Raw genomic sequence first — 20,513 nt, forward strand, 5'->3', positions numbered from 1 at the left:
TATACTGCATATTTCGTCAATTTACTAGTTTTTTTATTCAATTCAGTACATTAGCTAAAAACTAACAATAAAATCCTTTTATTTTCGTATGTATTGAACCTAGATTAGTATTGCATCTTTATTATTATTACATTCAAAATTTAAGCTAATCTACTCTAAAACCACATAAAAACTGAAGTTTCTTTTGGAAACTTCAGTTTTACTTTATTATTCAGGCTGTAAAAACAATCGAATTGTATTTACTCTTGCTATATCTATCAGCTCTTGAGTAGAAACGTTTTTAATGCTTGCAATTACATCCGCTGTTTTTTCTATCATATCAGAAGTTGTGCGCTTACCCCTAAATGGAACTGGTGCCATATAAGGGCAATCCGTTTCAAGCAAAATACGTTCTAGCGGTGTTGCAGCTATTACTTCTAACGTTTTTCTTGCATTTGGAAAAGTTACAACACCTGTAAAGCCAATATATAATCCAAGTTTCAGACATTCTTTTGCTGTTTCTGCACTTCCGGTAAAGCAATGAACAACACCCTTTGGTTGATATTGATTCAACAACTCCATTGTATCTTGCACCGCTTCTCGAGAATGAATGATAACAGGGACATCTTTTGCTTTTGCTAATTGCAACTGTTCTTCAAATACACGTTTTTGAACATCTCTAGGTGAAAAATCGTAATGATAATCCAATCCAATTTCACCTAGTGCCACTACTTTATCTTCATGCAGCATTTTATCGATTTCGTCTATATAGCCATCATCTACCTCTGCAGAATCATGAGGATGTACGCCAACAGCTGCATAGATAAACTGATATTTTTTTGCTAAAGCAATACATTCACGAGAACGCTCTATATTGCAACCAACATTTATGATATTCGTTACTCCATTATCTTGAATAAACTGTAGTACTTGTTCTAAGTCTTCTTCAAAACGCTCATCATCATAATGCGCATGAGAATCAAATATACCTTGCATTATATAGTCCTCCATTATACCTTTCAGCGGGTACTGCCCTGCCAAAACGTATAAACTTTTCTATTATTCAATACAACATTATCTTATCTTTGAGCCTGCAGGAATTGTATCATCAACAAAAATAACTTTAACATCATCATTTGGGCAATCTGCTGCTAAAATCATACCGTTAGACTCAACACCTCTTAGTTTAACAGGCTTTAGATTTGCAACAATAATTACCTTTTTACCGATTAAATCAGAATCACTATACCATTTTGCAATTCCACTTACAACTTGGCGTTTACCGTTTCCGTCATCCAAAATGAGTTGATATAGCTTATCTGATTTTGGAACCTTAGCACATTCTAAAATTTGAGCAACAGTAAGGCTTACTTTTTGGAAATCTTCAATTCCAATTTGAACGCCTTCCACTTTTTCTTCAGCTTTTACAGCTGCCGCTTGTTTATATTTCTCATTCATCGCATTGATTTCTTCCATTTTCTTAGCTTCATCAATACGGTTAAATAATGGAGCAGCCTCGCCTACTTTTGTAATGCCGTTGTTGCCGAAATCAGAAAGACTTTCTAATGTTATTACATTACAGTTTAATTGCGCAAAAATCTTTTCTGCAGTTTCAGGCATAAATGGTGACAACATTACACCTATATAACGAATGCTCTCAATTAAGTGAAACAGCACTGTTCTTAATCGGTCATGATTTGCCTCATCTTTTGCAAGAGTCCAAGGAGCAGTTTCGTCGATATACTTATTAGAACGTCTTGCTAAATCCATAATAGTATCAAGCGTATCAGCAAGTCTTAAATCATCCATTTGTTTTATAAAGCTTGCAACCGTTTCCCTGCAACATTCTATTAACTCACTGTCGACTGGTTCTGTTACATTTGGGTTAGACACTTCACCCTCGAAGTATTTGTTGCTCATTGCTATCGTACGGTTTACTAAGTTTCCAAGAGTATTTGCTAAATCTGAATTAAAACGTGCAATTACCGTTTCATACGTAATAGCTCCGTCTTGACCATATGGCATTTCACTTAGCATATAGTATCTTGTTGCGTCAACTGAGAATAGATTTGCTAAATCATCTGCATAAATAACATTTCCTGTTGATTTACTCATTTTGTCTTTTCCAAACAACATCCAAGGATGGCCGAATATTTGCTTTGGTAGTTCAACATCAAGAGCCATCAACATAATTGGCCAATAAATTGTATGGAAACGTAGAATATCTTTTCCGATTACATGAATATCTGCAGGCCAATATTTTTTAAACAGCTCAGAGCTGCCATCTGGATCATAGCCTAAAGCAGTTATATAGTTGGATAAAGCATCAATCCACACATATACAACATGTTTTGGATCAAAATCAACAGGGATACCCCAAGTAAAGGATGTTCTGGATACACATAAATCTTGCAATCCTGGTTTTAAGAAGTTGTTCACCATTTCTTTTTTACGAGATTCCGGAACAATAAAATCAGGATGATCTTCAATATGTTTCATCAAACGATCTTGATATTTACTCATTTTAAAGAAATATGCTTCTTCTGTTGTTTTCTTAACTTCTCTTCCGCAATCAGGACATTTTCCGTCAACTAATTGTGTTTCAGTAAAGAATGATTCACAAGGCACACAATACCAGCCTTCATATTCACCTTTATAAATATCGCCTTGATCATATAGCTTTTTAAAGATTTTCTTAACAACCTTTTCATGCTGTTCATCTGTTGTTCTAATAAATTGATCATAAGAAGAATTCATCAAATCCCAAATACCACGAATTTCGCCAGCTATTTTATCTACGTATTCTTTTGGATGAATACCTTGTTCTTTTGCAATATCCTCAATTTTTTGTCCATGTTCGTCTGTTCCTGTCAAGAAATAAACGTCATCGCCCTTTAATCTTCTGTAACGTGCAATTGCATCTGTTAAAACAATCTCATAAGTATTGCCAACATGTGGTTTTCTTGAAGTATATGCAATCGCAGTTGTAATATAAAATTTATTTGCCATAATTTAGCCTCCAATACTCTATTTTAAAATTATGATACATCTTTTGCAGTGGTATTCATATGAAGTCCAATACAGAATAAAAAAGCTCCCACCTTTAAACATTACATTTAAAGACGAGAGCATTATGCTTCGTGGTACCACTTTAATTCGTTTCTATCTTACGATACAAACCTTTTCAACTACATCAATAGTTTATCACGTTAACGGGTGAATCCGTCGCAGCCTAGAAGAAAACTTTTCGGTGCGCAGCTCCAAGACCATGTTCAATAAATGATCACAATACCCTTTTCCAGCAACCGGGGTTCTCTGTTAATGGACTATTTATCTACTCTTCTTTTCATAGCATTTTAAATATAATAATAGTATATCCATAAATGAAAGATTTGTCAATCACTACACTAAAATAATATATACCGTATCACTTGAAATTGTGGTTAATAATGGTTATAATGATTCAAGGAGTTGATATTATGAACTATTATGCCCCAAAAAAGAAAGTTCCTATTCTTCCATTGTTAATTGTTCCAATAATTCTTATAATCTCTTTTTCATATGTAAACTTTTCTCCATATATCAGTAATTGCTATTCAATATTGGATATGCTTGTTTCATCAAGTTATTTGCTTTTATGGGGGTTAATGTACTATTTTGCATGGAAGTCAAACAGCGTTTTCATTTCCTCAATTTATTGTGGAGTATGGATTCTTTGTTTTGTAATTATTTTGGTTACATTTTTAACCGATCCGAGCATAAAAAACAGCACTGCCACAGGCTTTTTTTCAACTGATGAATCATCTTTTATAGATCCGCAATACCATGATTTTTATGATGTCGATTTTAATAAAATAAACATTACTTCTATTTTAGCTATTCTTCCACTATGCGGTTTTCGTTATGCAGTCAATCAATTTGGAAACAGCGCTACCATAGTTTCTTCATATATCACTTTGTTATCAATTGCCTTGGTTTTTATTGCTATAGCGACTATTCTTATTTTCCATAGCATTAAAATGCGTTTTGTAGAAAAGAAGATTGAGAATACATTAAAAATGGAAGAAGAAAATCATAGATATCGACACAGATTCGACTAGTCTAATATCATATTTCATATACAATAAACGCATCGGTGAACCGATGCGTTTTTATGTTTCTCTTATTGCTTTATTAACATAAATACCCAAAATCAATTTAATTACTTAATACTTAAAATTATTTTATAAACGATTTATTATTTCCTGCAACATAGATTGTGCTTTTTTAATATCGGCAATTTGTTGCTCGCCTTCTTGAATTTCTCGTTCTATTGTAATGGCGCCTTGATAACCACATTTATGTAATTTTTCAATAAACAAAGGAAAATTTACAACACCATCCCCAATAGGAGCTTCATTGCCCAGTGCGTATGGATCCGTTGGATATTTACCATCTTTGCCATGCACGCCTTTTACATAGTTTCCTATTATATCAAGAGCATCACATGGATTAGCTTTACCATACATAACCAAGTTTGCAGGATCCAAGTTAATACCAATATTATCAAACCCAACATCTTGTATTAATCGTAGTAACGTAATCGGTGTTTCCTGACCTGTTTCAAAAACAAAGTTAATATTTTTATTTTTCGCATAGTTTGCAATATGTTTTACTGCAGCAACTACTTCTTTATAGTTTTGCTCATTCGGATTTTCGGGAATAAAACCTAAATGAGTGTTAACATCAGATACCCCCAACGCACTAGCAAAATCAATTGCGCCTAATAACTCATTCATTCTAATATGACGATATGCAGAAGGAACGATGCCTAAAGTTAATTGTCCTTCATAAAAATTCCAAGCAGATGGGCCAGTCCATCCACCGATAATTGCAGTAATTTCCACATGATACTTCTTTGATAACTTTTTAATTATGTCAACTTGGTCTTGAGTACGCAAACTCATATCCCAGCTGGAAAATTGGCAGGTTTCAAATCCCATTTCATGTGCATCTTTGAATTTTTTCTCAAGTAAGCCTTCCTTGCCATTCTTGCAATTATGAATAATTACTCCCAATCTCATCTTAGTCATATCAAATACCTCACTTTAAAATATTACTGCTTGCTACTCCGAGCAAACTAAATATTTGCATAGCTCTATTTTCGAATAAATAATACTCCCAATGTACCTTCACCACAATGATTTGTAACCGTACAACCGGCTGTTGTCTCTAACACCTCAGTAAATGGTTGACATTCTAAAACAACTTGTTTTGCAAGTTCTATTGTTTCGTCATCACATTTCGTATGAGTAATAAAAATGCGATCCAAAATGATATCATCTCTACCCTGCAATTTATCTTTTATGTACGTTTCTAGGCATTTATTATAAACGCCTCTATATTTTTTCCCTACGTTCATTTTTCCTTCTTCTACTAGGATACAAGGTTTAAGCTTTAAAACATTTGCGCCTAAAGCCGCAACCCCAGAGCAGCGTCCACCTTTATATAAATATTGCAAACTGTTTATAACAAAGCTTGCTTCAACTTTAGAAGTTAAATCATTAATTTGCTTTACGATTTCTTCAACTTCAACATCTTGTTGTGCTAATTCATATGCTTTAATTACTAACAATGCAGTTCCGGTTGAGAGATTTCGAGAATCAATTGGATATATTCCGCCTAGTTCCTTTGCAGCTATGAGTGCGTTTTGATGTGCACTTGAAAATTCGGAACTAATATTAAAATGTATTATCGTTTCATATTCTTTTTTTAATTCCGTAAAAAGCTTTAAATAATCTTCTACAGAAGGTGCAGCTGTTTTTGGTAATTGTCCTGTTTTTGATACATAACTATATATATCTTCAGGAGAAACATCAACACCATCACGATGAGAACTCTCACCCATTGTAATGTATAATGGAACGATACTAACATTATATTTTTCTAGAAGGTCAGAAGATAAATCAATTGTTGAATCACCGGTTATCTTAATCTTTTTCATCATGCATAATCTCCTTTTTTTCAACACTTTTTTTCATCATAACACAGATTATCTTAATATACAATATATTATTTATAAAATATGAATATGTTATAATTCAATTATTATATAAAATAAAAAGAGCACACGAGTGCTCCTTTCATTATTTTTGATAAGGATTTTTCTTTCCAAATTTTTTGATCCATCCATCAGGCATAATCATATCCGTATTTTCTTTTACTTTCGCAACATCAACCTTTGGATCTTCACCGACTCTTACTTTTCTTGCTACTAATACATCACGATATGGTGTTGAAAGTGAATTCACAACTTCAATATTACAAGTAGATAAAGTTATAAATTTATCACCAGGCTTAATATCTACAGGCGCATCAAAGTAGCTTCGTTTTAAAACATTCTCTACAAAATGATTAAAGAGTTTTTCTGAACCTAAATCGTAATAGTCATGATAATTGAAGATTTTAGGGTTTTCTACTCGAACATCTTCGGTAAATCGAGCGATAACTTTGTATTCGCCTTTTCCATATATCGTATTAAAAGTTATCGTTGGATGTTCTTTATAGAAGTTGATATTTTTATACTCTTTAACAGGTGCAAAAAATGATCCATCCTTTGCTGCATGACCATACATAGTAATATTATCACTTTGACTGGTTGGAGTTAATGATGTACGGTAATCCATAAAAGGTACACCAAACGCAAATTTTTGTTTTTCCAAGTTTCTGTCTAAATAATAAGCATTATCTTTTCCTTGCGTTACAGCTAGGTCTAATTTTGTTCCCGGGATTGAAATCCAGCCTCGAATATCTTTATTCTTAGCATATAATTTTTCAAAGCTTGCCTTTATTCCCTCAGCATTTACAGCTTCATCATCCGGCTGCCAACCGGTTTTAGCTGTAGAAGATGTAGAAGATTCTGAACTAGAATATAAATTTTTATTTGCTTCTCTTTCTTTTTCGCCTTTTTGATTTTTAACTGAATTTCCTACAATAAGTACAATCGTCGTTATCAATACTGCTAACACGATAACTGCAATACTGCTCAGTATGATCAATTTCTTTTTTCCTAGTTTTATAAAAAGTTCTCTCATCATATACTTTACCTCCATTTTTAGACTTTTATATTTTACCATAAAAAATATAATAAAACAAGATTTATTTACCAATTTTAAAATCGATATTTTATGTATTTTATTTGAACGTAAATACTGAAATTTTATTTATTAGATCAATATCAGTTTAATGAATTTTGAATATATGGTTATTTTTACTAATAAAAGTTAATAAACTTTATTTATTAATAACAATTGACAAAAGTTGTATACATGTTATAGTTTTATTTGTAATAATTGCATTATATTATCAGTTTATATATAAACATTTTGCACTACATTGTTTGCATACATATTTCATTCTAAAATATTAACGCAGGAGGTATGTTATAAGAATTTTAACTATTGATATTTTAAAATTCAAAATAAATTGATTAGTATGAGATATGGTTTGCTATAAATTTTGATTGAAGGAGAAATTGTATGAAGAAAATTGCCAAAAAAATTAGTTGCTTTCTATTAACTCTAATGCTTGTATTTACAATTACCCCATTTGAACCTTTAACTGCAGCAGATACTATTCAGCCATGGACAGTTGGAACTGCATACAAAGTCAATTCCCTTGCTTCTTATAACAACAACTACTATCAATGCCGTCAAGCACACACCGCTATTGAAGGTTGGGAACCGCCGAATGTACCAGCTCTTTGGAAAGAATATACAGGTTCAATCCCTAATCAAACAGTTGCAACACCTCTTCTTTCATTACCAAACGGCAATTATTCCTCTAAACAAGATTTATCAATCACTTGCGCTACTGCCGGAGCTACAATTCGTTATACTACAGATGGTTCTGAGCCTACTGCGAATTCCACTGTTTATACGCAAACTCTTTGGGTTACTAGCACAGTTACTGTTAAAGCTAAAGCTTTTAAAAGCGGCATGAATCCTTCTCCTACAGCAACAGGAATTTATACATACGGTTCCCAACAAACAGTTGCAACACCTCTTCTTTCATTACCAAACGGTAATTATTCCTCTAAACAAGATTTATCAATCACTTGCGCTACTGCCGGAGCTACAATTCGTTATACTACAGATGGTTCTGAGCCTACTGCAAATTCCACTGTTTATACGCAAACTCTTTGGGTTACTAGCACAGTTACTGTTAAAGCTAAAGCTTTTAAAAGCGGCATGAATCCTTCTGCTACAGCAACGGGAATTTATACATACGGTTCCCAACAAACAGTTGCAACACCTCTTCTTTCATTACCAAACGGCAATTATTCCTCTAAACAAGATTTATCGATCACTTGCGCTACTGCCGGAGCTACAATTCGTTATACTACAGATGGTTCTGAGCCTACTGTCAATTCCACTGTTTATACGCAAACTCTTTGGGTTACTAGCACAGTTACTGTTAAAGCTAAAGCTTTTAAAAGCGGCATGAACCCTTCTGCTACAGCAACGGGAATTTATACATACGGTTCGACTCCAACAAATTTTAGAGTCGTCGGTTATTATCCAAGCTGGCAACCAGATAAATTAAACAGAATACAATATGATATCGTAACCCATATAAACTACTCTTTCTTAATTCCAACTGCCGACGGATCTGTTTTGCCTTTAGAAGGTGCAAATACAGCTAGAACAATTATTCAACAAGCACATGCAAATAACGTCAAAGTTTTAATTGCAGTTGGGGGCTGGTCTTATCAAGATATTATCTTAGAATCAACATTCGTATCCGCAACAAATACAGATGCTAAAATTGCAAAATTCACTTCTGCAATTATGAAAGTTGTTACCGACTATGGATTTGACGGGGTTGACATTGATTGGGAACATCCTCGGTATCAAACAGCATCTCAAACACAATATGAAAAGCTAATGGTTTCTTTAAACAAAGAACTAAAAAAGACAAATCGTTTGCTAACATCTGCTGTTATAGCTGGTGTTACTCCATCCGGTACTCCTTATTATGATGCAGCTGCCCATAGTACAACTGTTTTTAACGCTGTTGACTGGTTTAACGTTATGGCATACGATGGTGGAGATGGTATTAACCACTCTTCTTACAATTTTGCAATCAACTGCGCTAATTATTGGAAAAACGCCCGTCAGATGCCTGCAAACAAAGTTGTGCTCGGTGTTCCATTTTATGGACGTCCTTCATGGGCATCATATGATGAAATTCTAGTGGTGAATCCAAATGCATACAGCACTGATACTTCTTATATAAATGGTGTGCAAGCGTATTACAATGGTATTCCAACAATTCAAGCTAAAACAAGATGGGCAAAACAAAACATAGGCGGAGTCATGATTTGGGAATTATCGCATGATACACTTGACAGAAATAAAAGCTTATTGTCGGCTATAGGAAGAGTTGTAAAAGAATAATACTTTGACCTACCACTACTTCCTTAATAAAAAAAGAATCATATTGATTAAACTTTCCCCCTATCATACTTAAAACATTTACTAGTCAATTTGTTTTAAACATGATAGGGGGATTATTTACATTTGCTAATGATAAATTTATCAGTTACAACGGTTTGTTAATCATTTGAATTTCTCGACCTCTACCGTTCGTACTAAAAAATATTTGCGATGAATAGATTATAGCGTGATGATGTATGATCATCATTTACATGAAATTATAATGAGGGAGATAGCAGAATGAACAGAAAAATTTTCAACAAAATCGTATCACTGTTCCTAATTGTAACACTCATCGCAAGTATGCCTCTATTTACGCCAAGTGTCCAAGCATCTACAATTCCACCTAGCAGACTTATACCCAACGATTCCTATGCACAAAGAGAAACTTTGCAACCTTTAGGGACATGTGTTCAAATTGATGAACTAAAAAATTGGAGCCCAGATAAAGACCCTGACGCAAGATACAACAAAGGCAGTATTCAACTTAAAAATCGAGTTACAGGTCCTTTAGTAAACCCATATGCTTCAACTAGCGCAAAAGTTATGGCTTTAAACAAAGTGACAAGTGAGTCCCAAGGAACCGAAACCGTTAACTCCTATGCATTTAATTATTTTCAATATCTTGATTCATTTAACTTTTGGGGTGGTTCAAAAGGTCGAGGGGTAATATCTATTCCTACTCCCGAAAGAATTGATGCTGCCCATAGAAATGGCGTTAAAGTAACCGGTACCATATTCTTACCTTGGGGTGATTCTGAATTTGTTACTGCTGCAATGACGCAACTTACGCAGAAAGACACTAGTGGTAAATATAGTATTGCAGATAAACTATTTGAAATTGCTCAATACTATGGCTTTGATGGCTATTTTATCAACCAAGAGTCCAGCATTAGTTCAACACTTGCAACAAAGTTTAGAGATATGTTGAAATACATCCAACAAAATAAACCAAGCAACTTTATTATGCAATGGTATGACTCCATGTTGCCTAACGGTTCAATTAGCTACCAAGATACCATTAACTCTAGCAATATTGGTATGATTCAGCAAAACAACGTTCGTTATAACGACGAAGCATTTATCAATTTTAACTGGAGCACAACTAAAATAAACACTGCTGTTACTACCATGACAAATGCAGGCAGAAGTCCTTTTGATGTATTCGCAAGTTGGGAAAACATCCCTTACGAAGATTATAATAATCATCCCGGCAGAGTGAATTTCTTGCTTGACGCTAATAATAAAATCAAGACTTCTATTGGTATCCTAGGCCCCGATATTACATTGTCTGCAGCAGATGGACCAGAAGACTTTACAAATTCACATGAAGGAGTATTGTGGGTTGGACCAACATTAAATCCTACAGATACATCTACAAGAGCAAGTACAACAAAGTTTCCCGGAATGTCTAGCTTGATCGCAGATAAAACTCCAATTGTTGGAACAGAGTTTATTACTCATTTCACCACCGGAAACGGGCATAAATTCTATGAAAACGGAGTGATTACCGGTAAACAAAACGGTTGGAATAATGCTTCATTAACTGATACTTTACCAACTTGGCGTTGGATTGTAAATAGCAACGGATCTAAACTTCAACCGTCTATTGACTATGCTGATGCATATTGGGGTGGTACTTCTTTAAAAGTCAATGGTAATTTAGAAAGTGCTAATCCAAACCACATAAAATTATACAGTACAAATTTAAATATCAACTCAAATTCTAAACTAAGCATCACTTATAAAACCCCATTAAATGCAACCAATATGAAAATTGGTTTATGCTTCGGTACCACCTATGCTGATAATAATTTCGTGTTTTTCGATGTTCCGAGCGGAGCTGCAAATCAATGGAACACTCAAGAAATTGATTTATCTGCACACGCAAATAAAACTGCTATTGCAATTTCCTTGAAATTTGAAGCACCAAGTAATACCCCAAATTATTCAATTAACATTGGTCGATTAGCGATTACAACCAATACGGTTACTCCTACAGCAATTGCCAGTTCAAGATTTGATGAAATAATGTTTCATGATTATATGAATGCCGAAGCAAGAATCTATTGGAGCAAAGCAACCAATGCTGACTTTTATGAAATTCACAGAGTAAGAGCGAATGGAACCAAAGAGTTCGTTGGAGCAACTCCAAATAACGCATTTTATTTAACTCGCTTTGTAAGAGATAGTTCTGAAACTAACTTTAATTATGAAATAACACCAGTTCGTTATTCAGGTGGAAAAGGCCCAGCAAACATTTTGAATTTTAAATGGTCTGAGCCTATAGGTACCGCACAGCCTATCGACAACACTACACGCGTAAACCTAGCTTATAAAAAACCGGTAACTTCTAATGTTACTTCTGAACCTGGCCAAGAGGTTAAGAATTTAGTTGATGGCGTTATCACTTCAAGTAAATGGTGCGTTTCTTCAACACGTGCATCCGTTTCTAACCCACACGAAGCAACAGTAGACTTAGGCAGTCCAACTCAAGTTGGAAGATGGGTAGTTTTCAACGCCAACTGTCCAGGAGCAAATGAAGGAACAGCAATGAATACTATTGATTATAAGTTGAAGTATTCAATTGATGGAATTAACTTTACTGATGCTGACGTAGTAACAGGAAACACACTTGATATTACGGATCGAAATTTAACTACACCTATTACAGCAAGATATGTTCGCTTATCGGTTACAAATTCTGATAACTCACCATGGTCTGCTACCCGTGTTTACGAATTAGAATTATATGCAGATAATAATTATGTAAAACGAACAGATGCAATTAACCCACATAAAGTAACAATAAAAAATAACACTGGTGCAACTGATACAGTTCGTTTTGACAATGTGCCAAGTGGAACAACCGTTAAGCTATATAATTCATTAACTTCACAAACAGTAATCGCACAAAAAGCACCTCAAGTAGTAAATGGAACGACTCAAAGTTTTGTTGAATTCACTAACTTGAATTTTGGAGCTACTGAGGGAAGATTATATTACGCAACATATGTAGCGGGTACAACAGAAAGCTTACGCCGAAGTGTACCTTACTATGCTGAAACGGGTACCTCTATTTCTGTAAATAGCTCAAACAGCCAACTCTTTCATTCAATAAAAGGTTTACAAAGCGGTACACCAGCTGGTGTTTTGAGTATTACAAATATGCCTGAAGGTGCTATTCTAAAAGTCTTTGCTGATGCGAGCTCTCTTTCTCCATTGTTAATTTCAGCTCCGGCAAATAGTCAAGGTACAATAAGACAAGAAAGAATACCGTTAGTTGCAAATGGCGGTACTTTATATCTTGAAATCTCTGCAACAGGATATAAAACTCCAACTCGTATTGCGTATACTTACGGTGCAGTAACAACCCTAAATGACGACAATCTATATTAACGCAAGATAATGCCAATCATCTAATTCATCTTTTTCGCTATTAAAATTGTCCTTATCAAAAGGACAATTTGACTGTACTAAAGTTTCTGATTCGATATTATACTGTTATATAAAAGCTGAAACAGCTTTTCATACGCAAACATATCAATAGGCAAAATTCGTAATGGAGGAGTAATTATGCAAAAAAAGAAAGCAAAATTCAGGTTCTTAAGTATTTTCATTTGCGCTGCTATGGTATTTGGTGTATTGACAATTCAAGTGACAAAGGTTGACGCATATACTGTGAAAACAAACCAGCCGTACTTTCATGGGTATCATGCTGATCAAGTACTAAATTGGAGTCCTACCACAGATCCATACGCAAAATACAATCGTTCAAGGGTTCCATTAGCTACTCGTATTCCTGCTTTTTCACAAACACAAGCAAAGCCAACATTAAGTACTGAGCCTACCTTTCACTACCTTGCTGAAGATTATGAAGGCTTAGCACTAAAACCTGTTAAGTACAACGATATTTATTCTTCTTATTTATTTAACTTTTGGCAATATACCGATACCTATTCTTCTTGGCATGGTGCACCGATATATGGTTCAGATACCGACTATGGAGTTATCAACTTACCGAACCCAGGTTATACAGATGCCGCTCACAGAAACGGTGTTTTGAGTATGGGATGTTGGTTTTTGCCAAGAAGACAAGGCACATCAATTGCTCAATGGTTAACAAAAAGCGGAAATACCTACCCGCTGGCTGATAAACTAGTTCAAATGGCTAATTATTATGGATTTGACGGATATTTTATTAATCAGGAAATAGGAATAACCTCAACACAAGCTACTGACTTTAAAGCTTTTTTAACTTCTATGAGAAATCAAGGAATGCATATTGAAATATATGATTGTTTAAATAACAGTGGCTCATTAAACTATCAAAATGCATTTAATAGCAACAATAATACTTGGCTTAAAAATGGTTCAACCAGAGTTGCAAATTCAATGTTTCTCAACTATGCTTGGTCAAGTGCTGGGCTTACAAATTCAGCTAATTATGCAACTTCATTAGGCATCAATCCATTAACCGATGTACTTTGTAGTATTGAAGGTGGAAAATACAGATTTAATCCTCCTTACGATCCACGCTCAAACCTAAATACAAACGGAACACTAAAATGTGGTATGAGTCAGCTTGGCCTTCCGTTCGATATTCCAACCGATTCAAACCAGCAACCACAGCTGTACCAAAAGGAAAGAGAATGGTGGTCTGGTCCTAATCAAGATCCAACTAATACAGGACGTGGTGGAGCTTATCCAAGCTGGGATGGTATTGCACATTATATTGCTGAAAGATCAGTTATAGGCTCTTATCCTTTCGTTACACGGTTTAACACAGGTCATGGAACACAATTTTTCAGCAACGGAGCTGTTTCCAGTACGAAAGAATGGAATAATGCGGGTATTCAAGATATTCTTCCTACTTGGCAATGGTGGATGACTAGTGCAGGCACTAAATTGAATGCTGATTTTGACTACACTGATGCTTATGAAGGCGGAAGTAGTTTGAAAATTTCAGGCACAACAAGTTCTGCTAATGACTTAAGACTCTATAAAACAAAATTGAGCGTTACGAACGATGTTAACTTCTCTATTACCTATAAAACTGGTTCACAAGGTACAGCATCTAACATGAAAGTTGGTTTAATATTTGAAGATGCACCTACTTCTTTCACCTATCTTGATGTTGGCAATACAACAACAGCAGGATGGAATACTAAAAACTTCAATTTATCAAGTTTTGCAGGACGGACAATTGCAGCTATTGGACTTCGATTTGAATCAACCCCTTCAAACTACACTATTAAAATCGGTGAAATAGCAGTTACAAATTCAACATCATCTATTCCTTCAACACCTACCGGTTTTACTATAGATAATGTATATATGGGTACGAATTCAGCAGAGCTTTATTTATCTTGGACCTTTAATCAAACAGGCGTTTGGTATTATAACGTTAAAAGAGTAAAACAAGATGGTACAAGAGAATTATTAGGAAGAATATATGATGAAGTATACTATGTAAAATCAATTGAAAAAGAAGGTAGTGAATCTACATCTACTCTTGAATTAACCGCAGTAGGCTTTGACGGTAGAGAAAGTTCAGCAGCTACTACGACTTTAACATGGCCAACAACCGCTATTCCTGCTGTTCCTACGGGTCTTACTGCAACATCACCTAGCACATCACAAATTAACGTAACATGGAATTCTTCAGCAGGAGCCACTGGTTATGATTTATTGGTTGATGGCTCAACAATCAGCAATGTAACAAGTCCATATTCACATACAGGACTGTCCGCAAATTCCAGCCATAACTATCAAGTTAGAGCTAAAAATTCAGCCGGTTCCAGTGCGTGGAGCTCACAAGTTAGCGCAACCACACAATCGAGCACTTCAACTAACATTGCGCTAAATAAAACCGCTACTGCCGATTCCTATGATATTACAGGGCATGAAGCACCAAAAGCAGTAAATGGAGTTGTAACAGGCGATAGCAAGTGGTGCTCTACACAAAATATTGGTTCTCAATGGCTCAAACTGGATTTAGGCTCCAATTACAATATCAGTCGTTGGGTAGTTAAACATGCCGGCACAGGTGGTGAGCCAACTTCCTACAATACAAAAGATTTCAAACTGCAAAAGAGTGCTGATGGAGTAACTTGGACTGATGTTGATTCTGTTACAGGAAACACCGCAAATATAACAGATCGAACCGTAACCTCATTTAACACAAGATATGTTCGACTTTTTATTACCAATCCACAAACTTCAGTAAATTATAAAGCTGCTCGTATCTATGAATTTGAGTTATATCAATAGCAATATGACCTTAATAAGTAAATATCAATAAACAAAACAGAAGCTCTTTCAAGGTAATCTTGAAAGAGCTTCTGTTTTGTTTATTTTTCAAAGATATATCCGAAATATTTTCCTTCAAATTTATCTTGTACTTCTTTTCCCTTTAATGTCCAAAGAAAAATAGGTGCTTTGAATATGGTTTTACAAAGTTTAAATGATAGATTCGAAATATAGCGATAATCGTATGCAATAAAGTTTGGTTTAGCCATAAAATTGGTCATTAGATTCGTAATCATAAAACCTAATAGTTTATCTTTAAAAGTATCTTTCCCAACTGTTTTGATTTTTGATGATAATTGGCCTCGAACAATATCTGGTCTATTTTTCTTAAACCAAGCTACAATTAACGGATTAAAACTTTCTATACAGTAATCACCATTATAAGAATCCAAAAGTTCTACTACATATGGGCACGATATTATTTCTGAACCTTTACTTTTTAATTCAACAAGCAACGGAACTTTACCATTAACCAACGTTAAAACATCTTTGAATAAAGGTATTTTTTCTTCTGTGTTTTCTAATGACAATTCGCACAATTCCTCATAAGTTGATTCCTCAATCATCTTTTCAACGCCGCAGACTCTCATTGTATTGCTATCATGAATAACAACAACTTTATCATCGAGCGTTTTATGTACATCTAATTCTATGCCGAATCCACTTTCAACCGCTAGGGAAAAAGCTTTCATACTGTTTTCCGGAACACCGTCACCATGAAGCCCTCTATGTGCCAAATGGACATTGCGAAACTTTTCAATTGCTTGAGAACTTTTTTTGGGTGCAATAAGATACAAATATAAAACGAATAGAATGATTAAAATGATAATGATTGTATAAACGTATGCCATTAATCCGCATCTCCTAAGTATTCTAATTTATCCTTCTTTGCTTCCGGCTTTGAGTCACCATGCTTAACAAATAACATTGTGACAAATGCTAATGCTGAGAAAATTACTGCATAAGGAAATAGTACCTTATATTCCAATGAAGTGTTTTCAATTAAAAATCCGGAAAAGATTGGTGTTATGATTTGCGCAGCCATAGAACATGTATAATACATTCCAGTATATTTTCCAACATCGGAGCCTTTACTCATTTCAACTACCATTGGATAAGAATTTACGTTAATAGCAGCCCAACCAATTCCAACAAGGGCAAACACAACATATGCTAATGGTGTTACTGAGCGAAAGAACGCTGCACTAAAATAAGCAACTGTCATCATTACAATTCCACCCAGAATTACTTTTTTTCTTCCTAGTTTCGTTGAAATAATTCCAATTGGGAAATAACTTAATATCGCAAAGACTGTACCTGCCATTAAGTATTTGGCATATAAATCACGTGTATCATTCCATACATTTGCTGTAAATCTTGAGAATGCCGTTCCTACAGCGTTATAAGCAAAAAACCAAAACACAATAGATGCTAATAAGAATATCAAACTCATTTTCACATCTTTTGGCATTTTTTCTTTTGGTGCATTTTTATCGTCTTTTTCATTGACATCATAAACTGCCACTTCTTCTGCTATCTTACGCTCTTTGACTGTAATAAGCAAGATGGCAATCGCAATTACCATAATAATCGCTACTGAAATATAAACTGGTACATAAGTACCGCTTTTAGTTGGTTTTAAAACGAATATCATAATAAGCGTAAAAATTCCGCCTACTGCACCCATTAAGTTAATAACTGCGTTCGCCTTACTGCGCAATGGTTTTGGAGTCAAATCCGGCATAAGTGCAACTGCGGGAGAACGATATGTACTCATTGCAACTAAAACCACACCTAAAGCAACCATAAATAATATAAAATTATTTGTATCGTTTGCAATAGGAATTAAGATAGCAAATATAACAGCTAATATAGTTCCAAAAACAATATAAGGGGTTCTTCTGCCAAAACGGGTCTTCGTTTTATCAGATAATGCTCCGAATAGTGGTAACATAAAAAGCGCCAAAACATTATCAAGAGCCATTATAATACCTACATTTGTTTCGCCCATTCCAAATGTTTCTTCCAACATCTTCGGAATTGCGTTATCATACAACTGCCAAAATGCACATATAGACATAAATGCAAATCCGATAAAAAAGGTTCGTTTATAGTTTAGCTTCATAGATTCATCCTCCTTTTATTTTCTTTATAATACCATTTATTTTGGCAATTTACAATAGAATTGTTTCGTATCAATTAACAATTTTATTAATTTTGTATAACACAAAGCGTACTTCTTACAAAAAGGCAATACAATAGACGAGTTATCGTCTACCATATTGCCTTTTTTGTTGCCTATATTATTTTCTTAAGCTGCTAGCTCCACGTAATAAGTGGCCATTCAATAAACTTACGAGTCCATCGACCTTTTGGGGTGATAATTCACCTTTTGTTAATAACGCAAACTGGCGTAACGGCATATCACTGACCATACTCTTAATCATTTTTGAAAGATCGTCTGAATCGGAACGGAACATTTCATCTATCATCTTATTGACTTTTTTATTAACAATACGGCCAATCCAATTTGACTGAATTTCACCTAATGTTGAGTTGTTTGTAAAAGGTTTTATATTATGTTCAGCAGGAATTTCGCCACCGTATATTACTTTAAATTGCTCCTTTGGCACATCATAAGATTCTGTTGAAATTAAATTGTAATACAAAGGTGCTGAATTACGATAGTCGGGAATTTCACCATTTTGGTTGCTTTTTATTGTTACAGTATCAGATAATCGTATATCACGAGAAGATGCACCAATGCCGATAGTATAAACTCCACTTTCAACAAACCAATCCTTTATGTTTACATTGTAATATGCAAAAGCCCTTGAATCAAGCGTAAAAGATATGGTTTTACTTTCATTTGGCTGCAATTCAACTTTTGCAAAGTCTCTAAGTTCGCTTATAGGCTTAAAGATTGTACTTTCAGGCGCTTCAACATATAGTTGTACAATTTCTTTTCCTAGCATTTTACCGGTATTGGTTACCATTACATTTACAGTAAGAGTATCTGAATTTGAAATATTCTTCTCACTCACTATTAAATCAGAATAAGAAAAAGCTGTATAAGAAAGTCCGTATCCAAAAGGATACATTACTTGCTTTTGTGCTTTATCATAATAACGATAGCCAACATAAATGCTCTCTCGATATTCTATGTTTCCGGTAGTGCCGAAATGGTTAATACTCGGCGTATCTGCTAAAGATAACGGATATGTTTCAGCAAGCTTTCCGCAAGGTGAATAGTCACCAAAAAGCAAGTCAAATGCCGCATACCCACTATTTTGTCCACATAGATTCATTAACAAAATAGAATCCACTTGATCTCTCCACGGAATATTCACAACGCCACCCGTACTGATAACCGCAACAATTTTCTTTCCGGTCGCAGCCAGTTTCTCTACAAGCTTATTGTGTGCCTTGGGCATATCTAGGTTTGTGCGGTCAAAGCCTTCACTTTCATATCTATCAGGCAAGCCTACAAATACAAATACGACATCTGCTTTGTTTGCTACTTCAACCGCCTCTGCAATTCGTTCATCATTAGGCTCATCGTCATCCATTTTGTAGCCGGAGGCAAATGAATAGTTGATTTTTTCGGTATCTAACGCTTCTATAAAAGATGTTATTCTTAACGGAGAAATTCTTGAACTGCCTGCGCCTTGGAATCGTGGAGTATTTGCAAACTCACCAATTAAAGCAATATTTACCTTTTTATTTGCAGGCAATGCATCACCAAGTTTTAACAAAACCGCACTTTCTCGAGCAATTCTGCGAGCTAATTCATTATGTAAGTTTGCGTCATATGACTTTGTTTTATTTTTTTTAGCTTGTAAAGCTATTGCAGTCATTCGCATCGCACAAATATCTACTAATGCTTTGTCAAGCTCTCCCTCTTGTACTGCTTCGATAATTTGTTTATCAGTAGCATCATTAAAAGCAGGCATTTCTAAATCCAATCCTGCTTTCACTGCTTCAACACGATTATTCATTGCTCCCCAATCCGTTACAATTGCTCCTTTAAAGCCCCATTCCTCACGAGGAATATCGGTCATCATACGCTTATTGTCAGATGCATAAATTCCATTTATTTTATTATAAGCACACATTAAAGTCCAAGGCTGTGTTTTTTTTACTGCAATTTCAAAACCGCAAAGATATATTTCTCTTAAAGCACGCTCATCAACTACTGAGTTTGATACAAGTCGTGCTTTTTCTTGGTTATTAGCTAAATAATGCTTTAAGCTTGTTCCGACATTTTGACTTTGCACTCCTTTAATGAAAGAGGCTGCCATTTCTCCTGTGACAAGTGGATCTTCGGATATATATTCGAAATTTCGTCCGCACAAAGGACTACGCTTGATGTTTGCTGCCGGTCCAAGAACAATTCCAACGTTCTCCTGAATACATTCCTCACCTATAGCTACTCCCATTTCATATAACAAGTCACGATCAAAGCTACACGCAGTAGATACTCCAGCTGGGAAGCAAGTTGCCGGAACAGAGTTGTTAATACCCAAATGATCTGAATCGCCGTCCTGCTTGCGTAAACCATATGGGCCATCTGTTAGCATCAAAGATTTCACTCCAAGACGCTCTATGCCTTTCGTATGCCAAAAATCCTTTCCGGAACAAAGACTTGCTTTTTCGGAAAGAGTCATCTGCTCAACAAGCTCTTTTGCTTTGGAAAGAACGCTTTCAAATGGATTCACAGTTACTTTCACTTCTATCACCCATCCT

Annotated in this window: 12 protein-coding genes and 1 other annotated feature; of the genes, 4 read left to right on the top strand and 8 right to left on the bottom strand. The window is 34.9% G+C overall.

All coding sequences use genetic code 11. The features are described 5' to 3' along the window. Positions 1 to 207 precede the first annotated feature (207 nt). Both RBG61_RS02205 and metG read right to left on the bottom strand, forming a co-directional pair. On the bottom strand, positions 208 to 975 hold the full coding sequence (locus RBG61_RS02205; RefSeq protein ID WP_307945292.1) for a TatD family hydrolase: 768 nt from the start codon (positions 973 to 975) through the stop codon (positions 208 to 210). Between the two features lie 78 nt (positions 976 to 1,053). Next, a complete protein-coding gene (gene metG, locus RBG61_RS02210; RefSeq protein WP_307945293.1) occupies positions 1,054 to 2,988 on the bottom strand; it encodes a methionine--tRNA ligase in 1,935 nt (644 codons plus the stop codon). A gap of 106 nt (positions 2,989 to 3,094) precedes the next feature. Continuing rightward, positions 3,095 to 3,338, bottom strand: a binding site (T-box leader). 120 nt (positions 3,339 to 3,458) lie between these two features. Between metG and RBG61_RS02215 the strand changes: the two genes are divergently transcribed. Then, positions 3,459 to 4,079, top strand: a complete 621-nt coding sequence (locus RBG61_RS02215; protein ID WP_307945295.1) for a hypothetical protein — start codon at positions 3,459 to 3,461, stop codon at positions 4,077 to 4,079. A gap of 123 nt (positions 4,080 to 4,202) precedes the next feature. Here the strand turns inward: RBG61_RS02215 and RBG61_RS02220 are convergent, their stop codons facing one another. The 3 genes from RBG61_RS02220 to RBG61_RS02230 all read right to left on the bottom strand — a co-directional run bounded on the left by RBG61_RS02220 (position 4,203) and on the right by RBG61_RS02230 (position 7,055). Next, positions 4,203 to 5,051, bottom strand: a complete 849-nt coding sequence (locus RBG61_RS02220) for a sugar phosphate isomerase/epimerase family protein (protein WP_307945296.1) — start codon at positions 5,049 to 5,051, stop codon at positions 4,203 to 4,205. Positions 5,052 to 5,116: 65 nt separating this feature from the next. Next, a complete protein-coding gene (locus tag RBG61_RS02225; protein ID WP_307945297.1) occupies positions 5,117 to 5,965 on the bottom strand; it encodes a DegV family protein in 849 nt (282 codons plus the stop codon). A gap of 139 nt (positions 5,966 to 6,104) precedes the next feature. Then, positions 6,105 to 7,055, bottom strand: coding sequence for a class B sortase (locus tag RBG61_RS02230; protein ID WP_307945299.1), 951 nt, complete (start codon positions 7,053 to 7,055; stop codon positions 6,105 to 6,107). Between the two features lie 441 nt (positions 7,056 to 7,496). Here RBG61_RS02230 and RBG61_RS02235 point away from each other — a divergent pair, with 441 nt between their 5' ends. The 3 genes from RBG61_RS02235 (at position 7,497) to RBG61_RS02245 (ending at position 15,728) form a co-directional block, all read left to right on the top strand. Beyond that, a complete protein-coding gene (locus tag RBG61_RS02235) occupies positions 7,497 to 9,416 on the top strand; it encodes a chitobiase/beta-hexosaminidase C-terminal domain-containing protein (protein WP_307945301.1) in 1,920 nt (639 codons plus the stop codon). 279 nt (positions 9,417 to 9,695) lie between these two features. After that, complete coding sequence (locus RBG61_RS02240; protein ID WP_307945303.1) at positions 9,696 to 12,854, top strand: endo-beta-N-acetylglucosaminidase; 3,159 nt, start codon at positions 9,696 to 9,698, stop codon at positions 12,852 to 12,854. 177 nt (positions 12,855 to 13,031) lie between these two features. After that, entirely contained in the window at positions 13,032 to 15,728 is a 2,697-nt protein-coding gene (locus RBG61_RS02245) for an endo-beta-N-acetylglucosaminidase (RefSeq protein WP_307945304.1), read from the top strand. Positions 15,729 to 15,808: 80 nt separating this feature from the next. Here RBG61_RS02245 and RBG61_RS02250 read toward each other — a convergent pair whose 3' ends face one another. The 3 genes from RBG61_RS02250 to RBG61_RS02260 form a co-directional block, all read right to left on the bottom strand. Then, positions 15,809 to 16,618: a glycerophosphodiester phosphodiesterase family protein gene (locus tag RBG61_RS02250; RefSeq protein ID WP_307945306.1), complete on the bottom strand. Its 810-nt coding sequence runs from the start codon at positions 16,616 to 16,618 to the stop codon at positions 15,809 to 15,811. Further along, on the bottom strand, positions 16,618 to 17,892 hold the full coding sequence (locus tag RBG61_RS02255; protein WP_307945308.1) for an MFS transporter: 1,275 nt from the start codon (positions 17,890 to 17,892) through the stop codon (positions 16,618 to 16,620). The genes RBG61_RS02250 and RBG61_RS02255 overlap by 1 nt, the downstream gene beginning before the upstream one ends. A 178-nt stretch (positions 17,893 to 18,070) precedes the next feature. Next, a complete protein-coding gene (locus tag RBG61_RS02260) occupies positions 18,071 to 20,497 on the bottom strand; it encodes a glycoside hydrolase family 3 C-terminal domain-containing protein (RefSeq protein WP_307945310.1) in 2,427 nt (808 codons plus the stop codon). Positions 20,498 to 20,513 lie beyond the last annotated feature (16 nt).

The organism is Paludicola sp. MB14-C6, from assembly GCF_030908625.1.
Classification (GTDB): Bacteria; Bacillota; Clostridia; order Oscillospirales; family Ruminococcaceae; genus Paludihabitans.